The 21,106-nt window shown below is 44.4% G+C and carries 14 protein-coding genes; 10 read left to right on the top strand and 4 right to left on the bottom strand.

All coding sequences use genetic code 11. The features are described 5' to 3' along the window. Positions 1 to 2 precede the first annotated feature (2 nt). The 3 genes from QF041_RS06930 (at position 3) to QF041_RS06920 (ending at position 5,353) form a co-directional block, all read left to right on the top strand. The gene (locus tag QF041_RS06930) at positions 3 to 1,238 is read left to right on the top strand and encodes an MDR family MFS transporter (protein WP_127545778.1); all 1,236 of its coding nucleotides are present in this window, start codon (positions 3 to 5) and stop codon (positions 1,236 to 1,238) included. Positions 1,239 to 1,841: 603 nt separating this feature from the next. Beyond that, positions 1,842 to 3,587: an ABC transporter ATP-binding protein gene (locus QF041_RS06925; protein ID WP_307413122.1), complete on the top strand. Its 1,746-nt coding sequence runs from the start codon at positions 1,842 to 1,844 to the stop codon at positions 3,585 to 3,587. Continuing rightward, a complete protein-coding gene (locus QF041_RS06920) occupies positions 3,584 to 5,353 on the top strand; it encodes an ABC transporter ATP-binding protein (protein WP_307413120.1) in 1,770 nt (589 codons plus the stop codon). The genes QF041_RS06925 and QF041_RS06920 overlap by 4 nt, the downstream gene beginning before the upstream one ends. 126 nt (positions 5,354 to 5,479) lie before the next feature. Here QF041_RS06920 and cyoE read toward each other — a convergent pair whose 3' ends face one another. Then, on the bottom strand, positions 5,480 to 6,409 hold the full coding sequence (cyoE, locus tag QF041_RS06915; RefSeq protein ID WP_307413118.1) for a heme o synthase: 930 nt from the start codon (positions 6,407 to 6,409) through the stop codon (positions 5,480 to 5,482). Positions 6,410 to 6,871: 462 nt separating this feature from the next. Between cyoE and QF041_RS06910 the strand changes: the two genes are divergently transcribed. From QF041_RS06910 to QF041_RS06890, 5 genes are all read left to right on the top strand, one after another. Beyond that, positions 6,872 to 7,792 carry an NAD(P)/FAD-dependent oxidoreductase gene (locus QF041_RS06910; protein WP_307416915.1) on the top strand — a complete coding sequence of 307 codons (921 nt, stop codon included), beginning with the start codon at positions 6,872 to 6,874 and terminating at the stop codon, positions 7,790 to 7,792. Between the two features lie 299 nt (positions 7,793 to 8,091). Beyond that, a complete protein-coding gene (locus tag QF041_RS06905) occupies positions 8,092 to 11,346 on the top strand; it encodes a bifunctional cytochrome P450/NADPH--P450 reductase (RefSeq protein ID WP_307413116.1) in 3,255 nt (1,084 codons plus the stop codon). Between the two features lie 262 nt (positions 11,347 to 11,608). Beyond that, positions 11,609 to 12,196, top strand: coding sequence for a TetR/AcrR family transcriptional regulator (locus QF041_RS06900; RefSeq protein ID WP_047842796.1), 588 nt, complete (start codon positions 11,609 to 11,611; stop codon positions 12,194 to 12,196). Between the two features lie 68 nt (positions 12,197 to 12,264). After that, positions 12,265 to 13,746: a DHA2 family efflux MFS transporter permease subunit gene (locus QF041_RS06895; protein ID WP_307416913.1), complete on the top strand. Its 1,482-nt coding sequence runs from the start codon at positions 12,265 to 12,267 to the stop codon at positions 13,744 to 13,746. Between the two features lie 311 nt (positions 13,747 to 14,057). Next, a complete protein-coding gene (locus QF041_RS06890) occupies positions 14,058 to 14,705 on the top strand; it encodes a protein kinase family protein (RefSeq protein ID WP_307413114.1) in 648 nt (215 codons plus the stop codon). An 87-nt stretch (positions 14,706 to 14,792) separates the two neighbouring features. Here QF041_RS06890 and QF041_RS06885 read toward each other — a convergent pair whose 3' ends face one another. Next, complete coding sequence (locus QF041_RS06885) at positions 14,793 to 15,770, bottom strand: alpha/beta fold hydrolase (protein ID WP_307413113.1); 978 nt, start codon at positions 15,768 to 15,770, stop codon at positions 14,793 to 14,795. Positions 15,771 to 16,195: 425 nt separating this feature from the next. On the opposite strand from QF041_RS06885, the gene QF041_RS06880 reads away from it, so the two are divergent. Continuing rightward, positions 16,196 to 17,173, top strand: a complete 978-nt coding sequence (locus tag QF041_RS06880) for an MBL fold metallo-hydrolase (protein WP_307413111.1) — start codon at positions 16,196 to 16,198, stop codon at positions 17,171 to 17,173. Positions 17,174 to 17,226: 53 nt separating this feature from the next. Here the strand turns inward: QF041_RS06880 and QF041_RS06875 are convergent, their stop codons facing one another. Further along, complete coding sequence (locus QF041_RS06875) at positions 17,227 to 17,808, bottom strand: LysE family transporter (protein WP_307413110.1); 582 nt, start codon at positions 17,806 to 17,808, stop codon at positions 17,227 to 17,229. A 129-nt stretch (positions 17,809 to 17,937) separates the two neighbouring features. Between QF041_RS06875 and QF041_RS06870 the strand changes: the two genes are divergently transcribed. Beyond that, on the top strand, positions 17,938 to 18,492 hold the full coding sequence (locus QF041_RS06870) for a helix-turn-helix domain-containing protein (RefSeq protein ID WP_307413108.1): 555 nt from the start codon (positions 17,938 to 17,940) through the stop codon (positions 18,490 to 18,492). A 133-nt stretch (positions 18,493 to 18,625) separates the two neighbouring features. Here QF041_RS06870 and abnB read toward each other — a convergent pair whose 3' ends face one another. Beyond that, the gene (abnB, locus tag QF041_RS06865) at positions 18,626 to 21,043 is read right to left on the bottom strand and encodes an arabinan endo-1,5-alpha-L-arabinosidase AbnB (RefSeq protein WP_307413107.1); all 2,418 of its coding nucleotides are present in this window, start codon (positions 21,041 to 21,043) and stop codon (positions 18,626 to 18,628) included. Positions 21,044 to 21,106 lie beyond the last annotated feature (63 nt).

The raw sequence follows: 21,106 nt of genomic DNA, 5'->3' as shown, positions 1-21,106 counted from the left end.
GCATGAAGCAATATTTAAGGCAAATTCACCCCTTGGCATGGACGATCATTATCGGAACCATGTTTGGACGTCTTGTGACGTCAATGAGTATCCCGTTTCTATCCATCTATCTGACACGTGTGCTAGATGCTACACCGACCCAGACCGGTATTACTGTGGCCGTTAGCTCGCTGGCAGGTGTCATGGTCAGCTTTTATGGAGGTTATATTTCGGACCGGATCGGTCGCAAAATCGTGATGTTAATCTCGGTATTTAGTTGGGCAGGTGTGTTTTTTATCTTTTCAGCAGCAGAGCATCTATGGGTGTTCTTTGTTGCCAATACGTTAAACGGATTATGCCGTGCAGTATTTGAGCCCACCTCCAGAGCACTGTTATCGGATATTACTTCTCCGGAGAACAAATTGCTGGTGTTCAACCTCAGATATGCTGCAGTTAATCTTGGTGTGGTCTTTGGGCCAATTATCGGATTTCAGCTGGGATCATCTGAATCAACGTTCCCATTTGTGATTTCCGGCTTGATATACATAGCCTATGGACTTGTATTATTTCTTCAATTCAAGCTACAGCATGCCAATCTGCCAGAGCGTCATCAGGCAACCGCACCACGTTTGCGTGAAGCACTCATAACCACCGGTCGCGACCGGGTGTTTCTGCCAGTATTAATCGGTACCACATTTTGTGTTCTGGGTTACGGGCACTTTAGTTCTACGTTGGCACAGTACTTGGCGAGGAGCCCGATCTTTGAAAATGGAAGTCAGATGTTCTCGTACATGCTTTCCCTGAATGCCGTGACGGTACTGATTATTCAGTATCCGCTTGTGCGAACCTTCCGAAACTTTCCACCGCTTGTTCCTCTGATTGTGGGTAACCTGCTGGTTGCAACCAGTCTGATGATGGTCGGAATTGCTGAAGGTGTACTCATGATGATGATGAGTGTCATACTATTTACCATTGGGGAAGTGCTGTTGTTCACCATGATGGATATGCTCATTGACCGGATTGCGAAGCCGGAATGGAAAGGAACGTATTTCGGTACCATCGGATTCAATAATATCGGTAGTGTCATTGCTCCTGTCATGGGAGGGGTGTTGTTAAGTCAATTTGGAGCGGAGAATGGGCTCGCTGTTTTTCTACCGATTGCGCTGACGACTGCTCTGGGAGTACCTTTTCTTCTGATAGCGCACAGACGTCTTGTTGTTAGAGAGAAGCAAACAGAGCCTACATCATTAAGTATGTAGCGAGAATTGAAAATTTTAATGGCATGAATTAAATAACAATTCAGTTAAAATTATCTTGACGGATGTTAGTCCAGCGAATACAATAAACAACAAATATGTGAAACGGGTGGGATGATGATTATGTTTATGCCTATACAGATTTCGAATCGATAACTGAATACGCATGAGCATAGTGACATTAATCCAATTTTTTTGCAATGATCGCGTTGGGACAGTCATGTTTGTGCACCTCTGTCGTGGACGCTCATCATTATTGCGATGCAGAGGAGATACGGGAAATGCTTTGCATTTCATTCGATCTCTTTTGGCTACAAGCTGTAGATGAACATTAGTTCATCTATGGCTTTTTTGCATGCATTCCACCCAATTTGTTCACATGGAAAGGAGCGTTTGGAGCGTTATTTTATAAAAAACTAACTTGTTAAAAAGGAGAATGTACAATGGTCAACATATGTTCTACATATCAATTATGGGCGGGAAATCCCGATTTTAATGTCATTATGTATGACTCATCCTAGTGATCGCAAATTTGCTGTTGTTAAGATCATCAACAAATATGAATAGGCAAGAACAATTAAATAAACCGATAAAGAGGTGGGACCTGTGCCCAAAACAGAGAAACGCTCCATGTCATGGCTGCTGCGTTATCTGAAACCCGTTAAAGGACGGCTGGCCTTACTTTTAATCATGTTGCTCACATCAACGGGGCTTCAGCTTTTGAATCCACAGATTATCAAACGATTTATCGATACAGCAGCAAGTGGGGGAGTCCTCACAAATCTTGTTCAGCTCGCAGGAATATTTCTGGTTGTCGCCGTGTTTAATCAACTCATCACGGTAGCGGTCAGTTATTTGGGGAACGACGTGGCCTGGCGGGCCACGAATCAACTGCGCGGAGATCTGCTGAAGCACTGCCTGCGTCTTGATATGCGTTTTCATAATGTGAAAACACCTGGAGAGATGATTGAACGTGTAGATGGTGACGTAACGAGTATCTCCAATTTTTTCGCGATGTTCATTGTGCAAGTGATAGGGAGTTTTGTGCTGCTGGCCGGAATTCTCGGATTCATGTTCAGTGTCAATGTGCCCATTGCTTTGGTTATGACCGTGTTCACATTATTATCGATCCTGTTCATGGTCTTCATCCGAAATCTGGGCGTGGACTCTTCCAAAAATGAACGGGCGGCAAGTGCCTCTCTGTTCGGATTAATTGAAGAACGCATTGCCGGAATTGAAGATGTGCAAGCAAATGGTCATGTGCCCTATGTGATGAACCGCTTTTACCGCACGATGCGCACGGTATTCCGTAAGGGGAGAAAAGCCTGGCTGCTACGGGTTATTCCGTGGAATACCACTGTAGTTCTGTTCGCTCTGGCGGTCACTGCGGTGCTTTTGCTGGGTGTGCATTATTATATGGAAGGTCTAATTAGTATCGGAACATTATTTCTGATCTATCAATATACGCAGATGCTGAATGATCCGATTGAGATGCTTGGAGATCAGGTGCAGGAGTTCCAAAAAGCAAAATCAGGCATGCTGCGCTCCAGAGAGCTGTTGTCCATGCAAAGTATGATTGAAGAGGGTACAGAGGAGCAATTGCCGGAAGGACCTCTTGGTCTGGAATTCAGTCAGGTACATTTCAGTTATAACCAGGATAAACCGGTATTGCAGGACATTACTTTTGCCATTAAACCTGGAGAACGTCTGGGAATCATCGGTCGCACAGGTAGCGGTAAATCGAGTCTTAGTCGTGTTCTTCTCCGGCTGTACAATCTGGATCGGGGGACGATCCGTGTAGGTGGAACGGATATCACAAAGCTTTCATTACAAGCGCTTTATCGCCGCGTTGGCATGGTGACACAGGATGTGCAATTGTTTGATGGCACGCTGCGTGACAATCTAACCCTGTTTAATGAGGATGTATCGGATCAGATGGTCAAGGAAACGACGGATCGCCTTGGACTTAGCCAATGGATTAATTCACAACCAGAGGGACTCGATACGTATCTGGCAGCAGGTGGAGCTTCATTGTCGGCAGGGGAAGCACAGTTATTTGCCTTAACCCGCGTATTCCTGACCGAACCAAGCCTGGTTATTCTGGATGAGCCTTCATCGCGTCTGGATGCTGCGACCGAAGGCATGCTGCAATCTGCAATTGACCAGTTAATGAAACAATCCACAGGTGTCATCATTGCTCACCGACTGGCTACGCTGGAGAAAGTGGACCGGATTATGGTGCTAGGTGATGGGAAGGTACTGGAATTTGGAGCGAGAGAAGAACTTGCCAGTAACCCGGCATCTCACTATGCCAGACTGCTCATTACAGGCCGAGAGGAGGAATTGGCATGACTGTAGCAGGATTTATAGGCCGTTTGTTTCGATTCAGGCCTTTGTTATTTGTAATCAACGGATTGTTATGGTGTATATTTCATTCCTTGCCGCTAGCCATTGGTATTGGAATGCAATGGTTTTTTGATCGCACAACAGTGGGTTCAAATGACTACATGTGGCTTGCTGTGCCGCTTATCTTTATTGCTTTGGTCCGAATGGCACGGGTGGGCACATTTTTTGTAGCTTTCTATGCATGGGTTACGTATCTGTATCATGTTCAGGCGATTTTGCGAACCAACATGCTCGCAGCGATCATGCGCTGGCCTGGGCGTAATCTTCCGGCTTCACCAGGGGAGGCGATGAGTCGCTTTCGGGATGATGTGGATGAAGTCGTCGAGTATGTAGAATCATGGGTGGACTTCTGGGGACGGCTTGTATTTGCTGTTGTGTCCATCGTCATTATGGCAAACATTAATTGGCAGATTACATTGGTTGCCGTGTTACCATTGGTAATCGTTACCTTACTCAACAACCTATCCGGGAATCGGGCTCGGAAGTATGCACAGGTTAATCGCGAAGCGACTGGGCGAATTACCAGTTTTATTGCGGAAACGTTTGGAGCAGTGCAAGCCCTGAAACTCGGTCAGGCCGAAGAGAATGTCTCTTCACGTTTCAACCAGTTGAATGAAGATCGTCGCCAGGCTGCACTTCGAGACAATCTGTTCAAGCAGTGGATGAGATCGATGAATCAGCATGTTCTAAGTATCTGTACCGGATTGATTCTACTGATGTGTGCAGCTGAGATGAAAGCAGGGAACTTTACCGTAGGTGATTTTGCCTTGTTCACCAGTTATCTGGCCAATATCGGATTTAGCATTTCACTGTTTGGTTATATGGTGTTTCAGCACAAAAGGCTTAAGGTATCCTATGATCGTATGCGTAAGCTATTCCGCCCGGGGGAAGAAGATCAGATCATGGATTCGAGGGAAATCTATCTGTATGAAGATCCGCCGGAGCTTGTAAGTGAACAGAGGGACCCTAAGGAGAAGTTGCAATCTCTTGAGGTGAATAAGCTGACTTATCAATATCCGAATTCTACAAATGGCATAGAAGGGATCAGTTTCCGTCTTAAACGCGGACAATTTCTTGTGATTACGGGACGGATCGGGTCAGGTAAATCAACACTTGTACGCACACTTCTTGGACTGTTACCCAAGCAAAAAGGGGAAATTCTCTGGAATGGAGCGGCTGTTGATCCAGCCACATTCCTGATGCCGCCTAGAGCCGCGTATACCCCGCAAGTGCCAAGACTGTTTAGTGATACGTTGAAAGAAAATATCGTCCAGGGCAAACAGGGTAACACCGAGCAAGCCCTAGAAAAAGCCATTCGTCTGGCTGTGATGGAGAAGGATATCAAACATCTGGATCAGGGGCTTGAGACCCCGGTTGGTCCAAGAGGGGTGATGCTGTCAGGCGGGCAGATTCAGCGCGCGGCCACAGGACGTATGTTAATGACGGAGGCGGACCTGTTTATCTTTGATGACCTGTCCAGTGCACTGGATGTGGAGACAGAACAACAAGTATGGGAAGGGCTGTTCCAAGAGCCCGATGTCACCTGCATCGCAGTTTCTCACCGCAGGGCAGCACTTTCCAAAGCAGATCACATTATCGTGATGAAAGATGGACGAATTGAAGCCGAGGGAAGCTTGGCCGAATTGCTTGCCACCAATGAAGAGATGCAGTTGCTGTGGCAAGGGGAACAAACTCCCGCCAAAGTTGGATAACTTTGAAAATTTAGAAAAGATAATAAGAAAGCAAAAAAGTAAAAAAAAGCCTTACAGACGACTCCTTGAAAGAGTACAGTCTGTAAGGCTTTTTATCGTTATAATGAGTGGAACGATGGAATATTTTTATCTCATCATTTGAGCAATCAAGGAATACGCAATGATGACCAGGAAGATAATAGTGATATGGTTAATGGAGAAGATAAACATCCGTTTGGACCATTTCTCTGTTTCTTTCTTATCAAAGGTAGCCACACTAAGAATGAGCCAAGCCAAGCTAACCAGAAATGCCATAATAGCGACAAATGGACTCATCGGCCAGAATAAAAAGCTGGAGATCAGTAACAGTACCAGATACACATTTGTCTGAATGTATGTCCGTCTGATGCCTTTAACAACGGGTAGCATGGGAACACCAGCAGCTTTGTATTCGTCAAAACGGCGAATCGCAATCCCATAGAAGTGAGGCATTTGCCATAAGAGCATCGTAACAACCAATGCCCAGATCTCGAAATGGCCCAGTTCCGGTGAAATGGCTGCCCAACCGATGAGTGGAGGCACAGCACCCGAAAGACTTCCCACTTCCGTGTTGTAGATCGTTGTACGTTTGGTCCACATCGTGTAAGGGAACACGTAAAGCAACAGACCCAAAATACCAAATACAGCAGCGGATGGGGAAGCGATGTACAACATGATGCCCCCGATGATGGTGATTGCAATACCGAGAATCAGACCCGACTTGGTATCTACGCGTCCCGTAACGGTAGGACGTTTCTTCGTACGTTCCATGATCGCATCAATATCACGATCATACAAGTTGTTAAACACCCCTGCAGCTCCAATAATGAGAGAAGACCCAATAAAGGAAAGGATGATTGGTACAATATTAGCTAAGATTGAAGCATCAAATACATATAAAGCCAAACTTAAACCCGCAAACATGGCGATCAGGTTGGACTTGATGATTCCGATTTTGATCGTATCGAAGAATACTTTCGGAATCGAGCTATACTCCAGGCTGATATTGGTCTGTGAACCATTATTCAATGTTTTCAAGAACTCACTTCCTATATCTATACTTATATATTATGTCGCTATTATACCATTCAATACACTATGTGATTTAATTAACGTTTTAGTATTTAAAATAATGTCATTTGATTGTGAACAATTTAAAAACAAGGTTTTTTTTAATTGTTAAATAATTATTTCTGTGTTACAGGAGAGAATCAAAAAATCAGGGTATAACAGTGATTTAAAGTTTGTTCTGTCATTGTAGTGTAAGTGTAAATAATCTTTTATTCAACTCACACAGGCTGGATTGAAGAAAGTAGTTAAAGATATATGTTGCAAAATGGTTAGGTTTTGTTTATTGTAGACATAAGATATCTTTAATAGTTATGTTTAAATGTGTGCTTGTAAATCTCCGATATTACTTTCTTAAGAGAAAGCGGAGGTTATTTTTAAAGCACAATTAGAGATATTAAATGTCTGGAAAGGGTGAATAATTTGAGTAATATGAATCAACGCTTGGATGTACTTATTATTGGTGGAGGACCAGCGGGGCTTAATGCAGCCCTAGTACTCGGCAGGGCCCGCAAGAACGTTGTGGTCATTGATGATGAGACACCGCGTAACTGGGTTACAAGGGAGACTCATGGGTTTGTGACAAGAGATGGGGCAAGTCCGCGTGAATTCCGGAAAGCTGCCAAAGAACAGATTGCAGCTTATCCCTCAGTTCAATTTGCATCCGATACGGCAACAGCGATAACAGGTAGCGATGGTGATTTTGTAGTTAAGACTACACAGGGGGCAAGTTATCGCACGAAAAAGATTTTGTTTGCGGTAGGTAAGAAAGACCTTCCCTTGGATATTAACGGATTAACAGAGGTTTACGGTAAAAGTGCGTTTGTGTGTCCATATTGTGATGGATGGGAGTTAAGAGACCAATCGCTGGTCATCATCGTTAGTGGAGATAAGGCATTACATATGGCAAAAGTCATATCCGGCTGGACAGAACGTTATACGATCTGTACGAATGGATCAGATTCCTTAACTGATGAGCAGCGTGAAGAGCTGAAGCAGCATCATGTTACTGTATTCGATGCACCGATTCAATCCATTAACTCTGAAGAAGGAATGGTACAGCAAGTTGTACTGAATGACGGTACAGCGATTCCATGCACAGGAGTTTTCTTCCAACCGAAACTGTTTACCGGATCAGAACTGCCAAAGGCCATCGGTTGTGAAATTACAGAGTCAGGAACGGTTATCGTTGATGCTTCCGGCAAAACATCCGTAGCAGGTGTATACAGTGCCGGTGATGCAGCATCCGAGATGTATCAGGCAATCACGGCTGCGTCTCTGGGGGCATTGTCTGCGGTAAGCATTAATAATGAATTGAATTTTGAGAAGTGGGATGAACCAAGTCATCATTAGAATACATTAAAAAGCGTCATAGAATCATAACGTCATTGGTTCATACAATAGAGGATTGCATATGCAATCCTCTATTTGTTGTTATTCAACTTAAACGTTGAACGGTTCAATTGAAAGTAATTCAGCCGGAAGAAAATTTGATATTAAATCAATTATGGTTTAATGTATTATCAAATGATACATATTACTATCATATATAAAATCATCAAAGGAGAGATCACTTATGAATGAAAGCAGAACAGCAATCATGTGGCTAACGAATACCTTGCTCCACGGTGTACAGTTAAGAGGTGATCATCATGAGTGATACAACTTACATTCCACAACCCAAAATGTATGGACCACTTGGCAACCTGCCTTTGATAGATAAAGATAAACCAACGCTGTCGCTAGGTGTCCTGGCTGAACAGCATGGACCGATATATCGACTTACCGTTCCCGGTTATTCCGGTTTAATCGTATCTGGACCAGATCTTGTCGCTGAGTTGTGCGATGTGTCCCGTTTTGACAAATATGTATACAATGAACTCGAAAATGTACGTGCCTTTGGAGGCGATGGTTTATTCACAAGCAGAACCTCGGAGCCCAATTGGAAAAAGGCCCATAACATTCTGCTTCCCACCTTCAGCAAACAGGCCATGAAAGGTTATCATCCCATGATGGTCGATATTGCGGAACAGTTGGTCAATAAGTGGGCACGCCTCAATTCCAACGATACGATTGATGTTGCGGACGATATGACACGCCTTACGTTGGATACCATTGGACTATGTGGATTCAATTATCGGTTTAACAGTTTTTACAGACAGGACCACAGTCCTTTTATTGAAAGCATGGTTCGGGCATTAAATGAAGCAATGCAAAAGAGCTCACGTTTGAAAATTCAGAATCTGCTTATGGTGAAAACCAAACGACAGTTCCAAGAGGATATTCAGACGATGTTCTCTCTGGTAGATCAGATTATAGAGGAACGTAAAGCGAGTTCAGCACCAGAAGAGGTCGACTTGCTCGCACGTATGTTGAATGGCAAAGATCCGGAGACTGGCGAAATGCTGGATGATGAGAACATCCGTTATCAGATTATTACGTTTCTCATTGCCGGACATGAAACCACGAGTGGTTTATTATCTTTTGCTCTTTACTTTCTACTGAAAAATCCGGAATCGCTTCAAAAGGCGTATGACGAGGTGGATCAGATATTGGTCAGTGACTCACCACAGTACGAGGAAATTCTTCAGCTTCCATATATTCGCATGATTCTTAGTGAATCGCTACGTCTCTGGCCAACGGCTCCGGGATTTGACGTATATGCGAAAGAAGACACCGTCATAGGTGGCAAATATCCCTTAAAGAAAGGGGAAAGTTGCAGTATTCTTTTGCCCCAGCTTCACCGTGACAGAGAAGCATGGGGAGAGGATGCGGAACTTTTCCGTCCAGAGCGATTTGAAGATACGGCGAAAGTGCCTCATCATGCGTATAAACCTTTTGGTAATGGGGAGAGAGCGTGTATAGGCATGCAGTTTGCTTTATATGAAGCAACACTTGTGCTTGGCATGGTCCTTAAACATTTTGAGTTGATCGATTATAGCAACTATGAGTTAGATGTTAAACAGACACTGACATTGAAGCCGGGAGACTTCCGGATCCAGGTGAAAGCGCGCGCGGCTTCGCAAACAAGGAATAAGTCGACCGTATCTGCGAAAGAGAAACCTGCTCCTGTTGTTCATAAAAATATAGCAAGTGAAAGCCAGAGGGAAGAAATCCTGGCCGTTGAAGCAGATGGTAAGCCTTCGCTCCTGGTGTTATATGGTTCCAATCTGGGAACGGCAGAAGGCATTGCCCGAGAGCTTGTGGAAAAAGGGCGTTCGTATGGAATCCCAAGTGAAGCAGCCACTCTGAATGAGTGGGTTGGCCGCATTCCCCGCCAAGGTGTCGTTCTCATCGTCACAGCTTCGTATAACGGTAAACCTCCGCAAAATGCTACGGCATTTGTAGACTGGTTAAAGGGAACAGAGTCAGAGGAAGCACGGGATGTAAACTATGCCGTTCTGGGTTGTGGAGATCGGAGTTGGTCCGGGACGTACCAGAGCATTCCTCGATTAATAGATGAGAGGCTTGAAGAATTGGGAGGTAAAAGACTGTTATCCCGCGGTGAAGCCGATGCCGGAGGTGACATGGAGAAACAAGTCGAGATGTGGCAGCATATGTTGTGGCCTCAGGTGTTGGGTGTCTTGGGGATTAGCGAGGAAGTAGTGAAACCAACCTTATCAAGCACAAGCAGACTTCAAATGGAGTTTGTCCGCGAGAAAACGGATATGCCACTTGCACGAACTTATGATGCCAGCTATGCCACGGTTGTAGTTAATAAAGAGCTTCAGGCGCTGGGAAGTGGAAGAAGCACGCGTCACATCGAAGTGTTACTGCCTGAAGGCATGAGTTATAGAGAAGGTGACCATCTCGGCGTGTTACCTAGCAATCAGAAGCAGAATGTGGATCGGATACTCAGTCGGTTCGGACTACGTGGGGATATTCAGATTCAATTAACTTCGGACGTCAGCCATCTTACACACCTTCCACTGAACAGACCCGTCAAAATTCAGAAGTTGCTCACTCACTGCGTGGAATTGCAGACACCAGTCTCCAGAACACAGTTGCAGGAGTTAGCTAATCATACGGTATGTCCACCTCATAAGCGTGAACTGGAAGGCATGTTGGATGAAAACAGCTACAAGGATTATATTCTTGCCAATCGAATCACCATGTTGGACCTGCTAGAAAAGTATGAGGCGTGTGAGCTGCCATTCGAAAGGTTCCTTGAACTTTTGCCTCCGCTTAAGCCCAGATATTATTCAATATCCAGCTCGCCAAGTCTGAATTCCGAGCAAGCGAGCATAACCGTATCGGTAGTAAGAGAGCCAGCATGGAGTGGTAAGGGCGAATATCTGGGAGTTGCTTCATCGTACCTCGCTGGTTGTTCATCCGGAGAAGATATTCTGATGTTTGTACGTACACCTGAATCCGAATTTCATCTGTCCGAAGAGGTTGATGTTCCAATGATCATGGTGGGACCGGGGACGGGTGTTGCACCATTCAGAGGTTTCCTCCAGGCGAGAGCTGTTATGAGACAGAGAGGTTTGTCTTTGAGTGAGGCGCATCTGTTCTTTGGGTGCAGGAATGATTCAGATTTCATATATCGTCAAGAGCTTGAACAATACGAGCGAGAAGGGATCGTTAAGCTACACACTGCTTTTTCTCGTGCGGATGGCAAGCCCAAAACGTATGTACAGCATCTAATGAAAGAGAATTACGAACAGTTGATTCACATGCTGATGAACAAAGGAAAAATCTACGTATGCGGGGATGGAAACCAGATGGCTCCTGCGGTAGAAGAGACTTTGCAACAAGCGTATCAGGAGGTGCAGGGAGCAACGGTGCGGCAAGCGAAGGACTGGCTCATTCAGCTTCAGGCCGAAGGACGCTACGTGCAAGACGTGTGGGCAGGTAATAAACGAACAGGTGAAACTCCTAAAGCTGTGCATGAGGAGGTACATTAAGACGGAGATGACTCCAACAACTACTCATATACAATCCTTAATATACTCATGCTAACAAACAGCCGCTTAATCTGGAGCTTTGTCTCCAAATTAGCGGCTGTTATGATGATCTGACCATGAGCAGTTGCTCGGTTCATTTTCTCACTCCTTAACTGTGAGCGTTTACATTAAAATTTGAAATAAAAATGATTGACAGTCCTTATCTGAGCGGGTTTAATTATATAGACCGATTGTTATAATTATTTGAAGGAAGTGGCTTTCGTTGAGTGAAAAGTCTAATGCTAGAGAGTCTATTGTCAGCACAGCAGCGAGACTGTTTTTTTCACAAGGATATCATGCGACCGGTCTGAATCAGATCATCAAAGAGAGTAGTACGCCGAAAGGGTCGTTGTATCATTATTTCCCGCAAGGCAAGGAAGAGCTCGCGCACGAGTGTATTCAAAAAGCCAATGAACATATCTTGCAGACATTTGAGAAAACATTTGCAGCCCACGACAATACGGGGGATGCCATTCAGAGATTTATTCATGATTTGGCTCATGAAACAGAAGCAGCCGGGTTTACCGGATTTCTGCCATTCAGCTTCTGGGCAGCTGTGGAGACATCGTGTATTAGTCAGCAGTTGCGTATTGCATGTCAGGGTGTATTTGCAGATTGGCAGGATGTCATTAAGAAACATCTGATTCTGGATGGCGTTGGTGAAGAGAAGGCGCGGGAGACGGCACTTCTGATCATTTCTTTGATGGAGGGAGCACTGATTATCAGCCTGACGAATCAGGATAAACAGCCTCTGCTGACGGCTGCTGAGTATTTGTCGGTTGTGACGAAGAACGCCAAACAGATTCAATAATTTATACCAAGAGACAGAGAAATAGAAAGTTCGATACGTTTGAGGAGGATGGGATCGTGGAGGTTTCCATGAAGGCTGATTCTGCACAGAATCAACAAGAAACAAAGCAATACAAGGTATTTCCGATTTTGTTCGCGATGCTGCTGAGCGGCTTTATTGGTCTGTTTGGAGAAACGGCATTAAACGTGGCATTGACGCCACTTATGGCTCTACTGGAAGTAGGTCCTACAACGATTCAATGGTTAACTACAGGTTACTTGCTTGTGTTGGGAATCCTGGTACCGGTATCCGGTATGCTGCTGCAGTGGTTTACCACAAGACAGCTGTTTACAACATCTTTGATTTTCTCGATTGCAGGAACATTTGTTGCTGCACTTGCACCTAGTTTCGAAATTCTGTTGGTGGCACGGGTACTGCAGGCGATAGGTACAGCGCTATTGTTGCCACTGATGTTTAACACCATATTGGTTATTTTCCCGATTGAAAAACGTGGAGCGGCCATGGGATTGATCGGTTTGGTTATCATGTTTGCACCAGCAAGCGGTCCGAGTATCTCCGGTCTGATTCTGGCTAATCTGAGCTGGCATTGGATCTTCTGGATCTCCTTGCCGTTCTTCCTGATCTCACTGGTATGCGGCTTATTGTTCTTGCCGAATATTTCGAAATTGACCAAGCCCAAAATTGACGTACTGTCCATTATCCTTTCTACCCTTGGTTTTGGTGGTATCGTATACGGCTTCAGTAGTGCAGGGGGACATGGGGAAACAGGCGGAGGCTGGACAAGTCCGGTCGTTGTTGCCACTCTCGTTATTGGTGTGTTGTCCTTGCTGTTATTCAGTATCCGTCAGTTGAGAATGAAACAGCCAATGATGGATTTGCGAGCATTCAAATATCCGATGTTTACGATTGGCTTGATCCTGATATTCATCTGTATGATGATGATGCTGTCATCCATGCTGATCCTGCCAATGTATCTGCAACAAGGTATGGCGGTTACAGCGTTAACTGCCGGACTGGTTCTATTGCCGGGCAGTTTGCTGAATGGTTTACTGTCTCCGGTTATGGGTCGACTGTTTGACAAGTTCGGTCCGAAGTGGCTTGTGATTATTGGTCTGGCTATCGTAACGATTGTACTCTTCATGTACACTGGAATTACACCTACAACAACACTGGCAAAAATCATTACGCTGCATGTGTTCATGATGGTCGGAATCTCGATGATTATGATGCCTGCACAGACGAATGGTCTGAACCAATTGCCACGTGAGTATTATCCTCACGGTACTGCCATCATGAATACATTGCAACAGGTATCCGGAGCGATCGGTACGGCTGTTGCGGTAAGTATACTGAGCGCAGGACAATCCCGCTTTTTGAGCGGAGTGGCGAATCCGGAAAGTCCAGAAAATCAACTGGCAGGTTTCACGTCAGGTGTACAGAATGCGTTTGTATTTGCATTAGTGCTGTCGATTATCGGTCTGATTACTTCACTCTTTGTGAAACGGGTCAAAGTAGGATCAACGCCAGAACAACAAGGTCCTATGCATTAATCCATTAACTAACAATAATAATTTGCTATTGTATAAGAGCGATGTGTCCCTTAACTTTAAGGACGCATCGCTTTTTTGTGTATTTATTCTATCTTTTTTGGTGTTGACGTGAAACGGGTTACAGCCTTTAGAGTAAAAATGTAGCCGGAATACGGCGGTTCAAAGAATGAATTTCAGAGCAAATACTTCATGTTCCGGCAAAATTGTATATGTTCATACTAATATAAAAGGGTAATATAGAATGTATTAGTAAAATTTTCAACCAATTCGAAAACGGTTTATATTTTATTTTTAATCAAGGAGACATCATTATGATTATCATTAATCCCATTGACAATAACATCGAAAAGATGCTGTTGCACTACGAAAAAAATGGCCATCTCACTCTACAGGCTTCGCTTATTAGTAATGGCTCGGTTGTATATAGATTGCAAGATTATTGTCTCAAGGTATATGCTTCACGTGCAAGATTGGATGGGGAGATGGAAAGTGAAGCACTTAGGGCATTGCAGAGTAATCCTTATGCACCCAAATTGTATGCGTATTCACCAGGTGAGTACACCCTGACAGAGTGGATTGAAGCATTCAAACTGAAAGAGTACCGTATGACATATGGACACATTCCTCCCAAATTGATATACGATATGTTTACGACGGAACTTCAGCAGATTCATGCTGGATATTGGGACTGGGATGTCATCCGATATGAGAATTTGCTCTGGACCAAGACAGGTGATGTGAAGAGAACGAACTTTTGGTTGTGTGAGCCTGTGAACGCCAGACGTGAGAGCTTATATAACCAGGTCATTCGAAGAATTGATAATATCTACAATGGCGATCGTACCGAAATGGAGGCGATGGAACAGTACTTTTATCGTCATCAGTTGACTTCATTAGAGATCGAACAAGCTTTCAGCGATTTCAGGTCCCAACGGCCAAGACTGGCGATAGCACAATAAATCTCATACTTAAAACCCCAAAGATATTAGAGAATCTTTGGGGTTTCTTTCATGATATAACTTAGCCTTACTTTAGCAGAGTGTACGTTACTTCTTCACCAGGGCCAATATTTCATCCGCAACGAGGTCAGGGCGATATTGATGGATGTAGTGATCGGTATCTTTAATGGTTACCTGTTTAGATTCATCTGACCAAGATTTGAATTCTACTTGTGATTTATCCCATTCGGGTTCACTTGCACCAAGGTAATCAGCCGTCAGTATGGTGAGTGGAAATGGTAAGGTTTGCTTGTGATCTACAACCACTTTGGCATTGGCAGCTATTTCACGTAATTCATCCAACGTGTTAACATTACCATAGTTGTGCAACAGCGCAGTTGTATCCAATTTTTTCAGATCATCGGGTACAAGTTTCAGTTCATTACGATTGGCATTGGAAGTTTCGACAACCAAGTCAGATTGCATCGAGAGGCGGAATAGTCCGGTTTGGATACGTAATTTATTCGCAAAACCACCAATTGTGTCTGCCAAAGAGTCATCGTCATTTGAATAATATTCGGGGCTTCCGCCATCAATCATGACGATACCCTTGACGAGATCCGGGTATTTTTGTGCGAAACGGATGGTTTCCAGCGAGCCGAGTGAATGTCCAACTAATACATAAGGTGGCTTCTGTCCAGATACCTGCAACAACTCGTGTAATTCTTCAGCTACGGTATCGACATCACGTTTCTTATCAGTCTGATCGCTATATCCATAGCCAAATCGGTCATATACAGCGAATTTTGTGTTGGGAGCAAGCTTTTCATATAATGGATAATAATCTACATAAGGATTAGCGGTACCCCAGCCGGAGGCAAGTACTACCGTTACATCGCCTTCTCCACCGGTATATAGATGCATATTGTCACCATGTACGTTGTACAGTTTTCCAGGGTGTACGAGTATTTTGGCATCCTGCCTTAAACCCACTTGTTGGTAGATCACGCCTGTACCCAGAAGCAACAGAATTACCGCCAGGTCGAATATCAAAAACTTAACTAATCTTTTACGCCATTTCTTCATGTTCTCTCACATACTCTCCATGTATTTTCTCTATCATATATGCCCAATCTTATAGGAGAGAAAACAGAGTCTTAATTCTATCTTAATTGAATTTATTTCCGATCATGGGGATGGGCGTGTTCTAGTGAAAATTGTATATCAACGGCCAATGAATTAATATATAGCTACGATATAAGTTGAACTAAAGAATATTTACACTGCTCACTCCGATGACAGAATAACCTTCCGATCGCTGTTATCCCCAGATTTTTTGATTCACTTTTTACAAAGGTGAAAATCTGGTGATAAAGGCGAACGCTCCGCTTCTTCAGGTTATTTCTGTCCTCTACGTTCTAGTGTTAATGTGTAGTTCAACTGATATAGTTGAATATATCTTAATCAAAAGTTGAACCTAGATTGATTATATAGAACAGAAGGTATGTATAATGACAAAATACGAAAATCAGCTCCCGACATCGGCCGGCATGAACTTCAAGTCCCTGATCAGTATATTGAGAGATTCCATGCGTGGCAATGTAGAGCGGAGGCCATCTGGCACGATGCCTATGGAGATATGTGAACCTGCTGCATCCTTCAGTGCATCCGATAACCCACAGGTTACATGGTTCGGACATTCGGCTTTTTTACTCGAAATTGAAGGGCACAGGTTGCTCTTTGATCCGATGCTGGGCAATCGTCCATCACCCGTATCCTGGGTGGGCACCAAACGTTACAGCACCAATCTACCGATTCGACCGGAGGATTTCCCAACGCTAGATGCAATCATTATATCGCATGACCATTATGATCATCTGGATTATGACTCCATTCGCAGATTGAAGGATAAAACAAAGCGATTTATCGTGCCGCTTGGGGTACGTCGACGGCTAATTCAACTGGGTGTGCCTTTGGAACAGATTACCGAGCATAACTGGTGGGATGAGTTATCGTTCAAAGGTCTAACATTGGCTTGCACGCCAGCGCGACATTTCTCAGGCAGAGGATTATTTGACCGTAATTCTACCTTGTGGTGTTCATGGGTCATCGCTGGACAACATACAAAGGTGTTCTTTAGTGGTGACAGCGGATATGGTCCTCATTTCAAGGAGATTGGCAGTAAATACGGTCCATTTGACCTCACCTTGATGGAATGTGGGCAATATGACGAGCGTTGGTCCAACATTCACATGATGCCGGAAGAAACGGTACAAGCTCATTTGGATGTAGGGGGTAAATTGCTCATCCCGATTCATTGGGCCGCATTTACGCTCGCCTATCATGCCTGGAATGAACCGGTTGAACGAATTACGAAGGCTGCACATGCCTTGAAAGTTAAGATTGCAACACCCAAAATCGGCGAGAAGGTTGTGCTTCATACGGGGGAATACCCTACACATCCATGGTGGAGACCGGAATTAGGATGAAAAAATAAAAGCGTTCAGCTCATCAAATGAGTGGACGCTTTTTCTATTGCATTTTACATCAGGATTGATAATGCACTGTAAATTAACAACATACCCATGACGATATTAACAGGACGCTCGTATCTTAATAAAAAGCTCTGGAATAACATGCCACCGAACGCCCAGGTCATATTGGCACTAATACCGATGAAGGTGAGCAGTAAGGAAAATACAATTAATTGTACATGGGACTGTCCAAGAGGCAGAACAAAAACGGATATGGCAGTAAGCCCATACAGAATGACTTTTGGGTTGATAAATTGCAGGGTGAACCCAAATAGAAATGAATAATGATTGACCTTGTTTTCTTGCGAATCTGCAGGTTTACTACGCATGATTTTGAGCGCCAGATAGAGCATATACACACATCCTAACACGTTCAAGACAGGTGTGATCCTTGGGATGTATTGATGAAGAATAAGGTTGAAATAGCTGGACAGAAACATAATTAGCAGGCAGCCGGCTGCAACTCCACTAATAAAAGGAAGGGTCTTGAGGAACCCCTGATTTCTGGCATGCGTCATGGAAATGATATTGTTGGGTCCGGGTGTAAATGAAGCAATGATTGCATAGGTCACTAAAGGTATAATGTTCATGGTTCCTCCACAGTTTCTTAGTTGTGTGATATAATGATCTGAAATGTACGTTATAACGTACGGTCTTTATTATTGTACAACATGTGCGTTATGTAGCACAACATAAATATAAAATGAGGAGGATGGATTTTGAAAAACATTAATAGTATTCTTGCTCAGAACCTGAAACAGCTTAGGGAACAAAGAAAACTTAGTCTGGACAAGGTCGCCGAAATGTCTGGTATCAGCAAGACCATGCTTGGTCAGATTGAACGTGGTGAATCCAATCCGTCCATTGCAACCGTATGGAAGATTGCTAATGGCCTGAAAACCTCCTTCACTGCTTTGATCCACGAGCCGAAGTCAGATACTACTGTTGTAACGGGCGATGATATTCAAGTATTGATGGAAGACGAGGGAAAGGTTCGGATTTATCCGCATTTTCCTTTTGAAGAGGGTCGTCGTTTTGAAATATATATGATGGAGATGGACCCTAAGTCTGAGTTGAATGCTGAACCGCATATCGAAGGTACGGAAGAATTTATTACTGTCTTTGAAGGGGAAGTTACGATTCGAGTAGGGGCGGAAGATTATACGGTAAGTTCAGGGGAGTCGATCCGTTTTGGAGCGGACAAGCCTCACGCCTATGTTAACTCCGGTGCTAAGTCGAACAAATTAAACATGGTCATTCATTATTCGAAGTGACAATAAAGCAGCCTGATGTAATGAACTGCAACACCGCTGTTAGTCGTCTCTAACAAATGGATGCAGTTCAATACAGTGGCTGCTTTATAGGTTTGTTCGCTATGGAGTCCAACGCCTATGATAGGACTCTAACTTATGGCTTTTCTTTGGCCTGACGCTGGATTTCCTTGGCTGTTAAAGCTTTATCATATACTTTTACATTATCCAAGCTGCCTTTGTAGAACGGATCAGACGTATAACGACTCTTGCCTACATAAGCTTCCGTTACCTGCAGATCTTTCGGGTTAAAGGTGATCTCAGAGCTGCTTGCAACCGATGTACCATTCACATACAGAGTACCCACATCACCCTGAAGGGTTACAGCGACATGAACCCACTCTTTAGAAGGAAGTGGATTTGCTGCAATAAGGCTCTGATCCCGTCCCTCATTATGAATGGTAAATTGTAATGCCCCATTATGTTGGGAGGGAGTAAGGAACATATGCCTCGTCAAGCCATTTCCAAAGTCGAAAATACGCTGCCAGGAGCCGCCACCGTCCCAATTGACCCAAGCGCTAAACGTGAAATCCGTTGTATCTGTAATGAGTCCAGGTAACTGAATGTAACTGTCTGCCCCATTAAATGTAGCAGCCTGATTTTTGCCACTTGCAGCAGAACTGACCACGTTAAAAGCTTGTCCGTGATATCCGTTTTTACTGGAATCCTGTGCGACTTTGCCAAGTTTCTTGTGTTCAAAAGTATACTCCCCGAGCAATGGGCTTACTGCTTGCTGTGGAATGATAACGTTAAACGTTTTGGAGCTTACCGCAGTTCCTTTACTAATCGTGGCGGTTAATTTCACTTTGGCATCGCCCTTACCAGCGCGTGGTCGCTGCACTACACCTGTAGCGGATAGAGCCGAAGCATTGGAGCTTTTCCACGTAATGTCTGCATCACTTGTTCCCTTGGTAGGCAGAGTCAGATTGAAGAACACGTGATCCGTATTGCTAATGTTCAGATCCTTCTTCACTGCATCTACAATGTCTTGATCACTCCGTTCAACACCCTGACTTCCCCAGATGGCTATCCCGGTGGAGGAGAGGGCGCTAAAGGTCAGAACCGTACTTTGAGATTCCAAGTTCCATTCATGTGTGAAAACGCCTTTGTACACAACGTTATTCGAAGTGATCTGAACCTTGTTGTCTGCACCAAGACTCCATGTTCCTGTCACGGCACCATGAATCTGCCCATCTGCCGTGAACTGAACGGTCTGGGATGGCTTGATGTCCGCCGTGATGTCCTTACCATGGTTCACCCAGTGGTACTGACCAGCGATCTCCTGAGTTGTCAGTTGCGTGGTATCCTCTCCCAAAGCCGCATAGCGATATGGAGAAACAACGGGCCAACCATCTGCATTCATATGCATCTCATGTACGCGAACTTCATGCTCTTCGCCACGCCCTGGAAACCGGGTATGGAAGATGAGAAATTGTTTGCCGGTCTCCGGATCAACATAAGCAGAGTTATGCCCTGGCGATACATAGCCGCTACCTAGGCCTGTGCCAGGATCACCGATCTGTCTCTCGAACAGGAAGTTCCCCATCAATTTGACTCCAAAAGGCTCAATAGAACGATCATCAAACAACGGTTTATCCTTGTCCGCTTTAACGTTGATCATATTGTTTCCTTCCGCATCGAGGAAAGGCCCATCCGGTGATTGGGAGCGAGCAACACGAATGTTGTATCCTCCATCAGCACCTAGTCCACCGTAAGACAGGTACAGATAATAATAATCGGTTTCTGGACTGTAGAGCATATAAGGGGCTTCAATACGACTATGATTGCCTCCGGTCAGCTTTTTGCCATAACCTTGATTTGGCAGCGGTTTACCTGTCGTTGCATCCATCTCCAGAATGAAAATCCCTCCGGAGTAGGAGCCATACACCATCCATAACTTGCCGTTTTTATCATAAAAGACATCAGGATCGACCACATTGGGATGAATCGTTGCATCGTAGATGGTACCATCCTCACTGATCTGATCCCACATGCCGGATTTCAACAGAATGCCTTGATCCTTATAAGGGCCTTCGATATTGTCTGCGACAGCAATGCCGAGCGCTGATCGCGGAGAGTCCCCTTTACAAGCATTGTAGTACATATAAAATTTGCCGTCCGCCAATTGAATGACATCTGCTGCCCATAACGTATCCGTCTGCGCCCATTCCAGCGCTTCAGCGAATTCCTTGGTTACATTGGGGACAACAGGGTTGTTATCTGTGACGCCGGAGGCGACCAGATCCCAGTTCAAAAAGTCTTTGGACTTAGCCACTTGCAGGTGTGAACCAAAAATATAAAACGTATCATCCACCTTAATGACAGATGGGTCATGCAAAGAAACATTTTTGAATGATGGAGCAGGATTTGCGAGAGGTGTGGTAGAAGTCTGCGAGTTACCCACGGTTGCCTCTGAACCATTTGCGAACACCGAGACCGGCGCCAAAGTTGTTGCAGTAAGTAAAGTGGTGCTTAGTACAGAAATGTTAAGTACGCGAACCCAATAACGTTTCATACGTTTCCCCTTTCCTATTCCCCGGAATGAAAAATCAACCGATACTTGGCAACACACGATAAA

Origin of the sequence: Paenibacillus sp. W2I17 (assembly GCF_030815985.1) — a bacterium.
Taxonomy (GTDB): domain Bacteria; phylum Bacillota; class Bacilli; order Paenibacillales; family Paenibacillaceae; genus Paenibacillus.
Note: the sequence above shows the minus strand (reverse complement) of the source record. Positions and strands in the feature narration are given on the sequence as shown.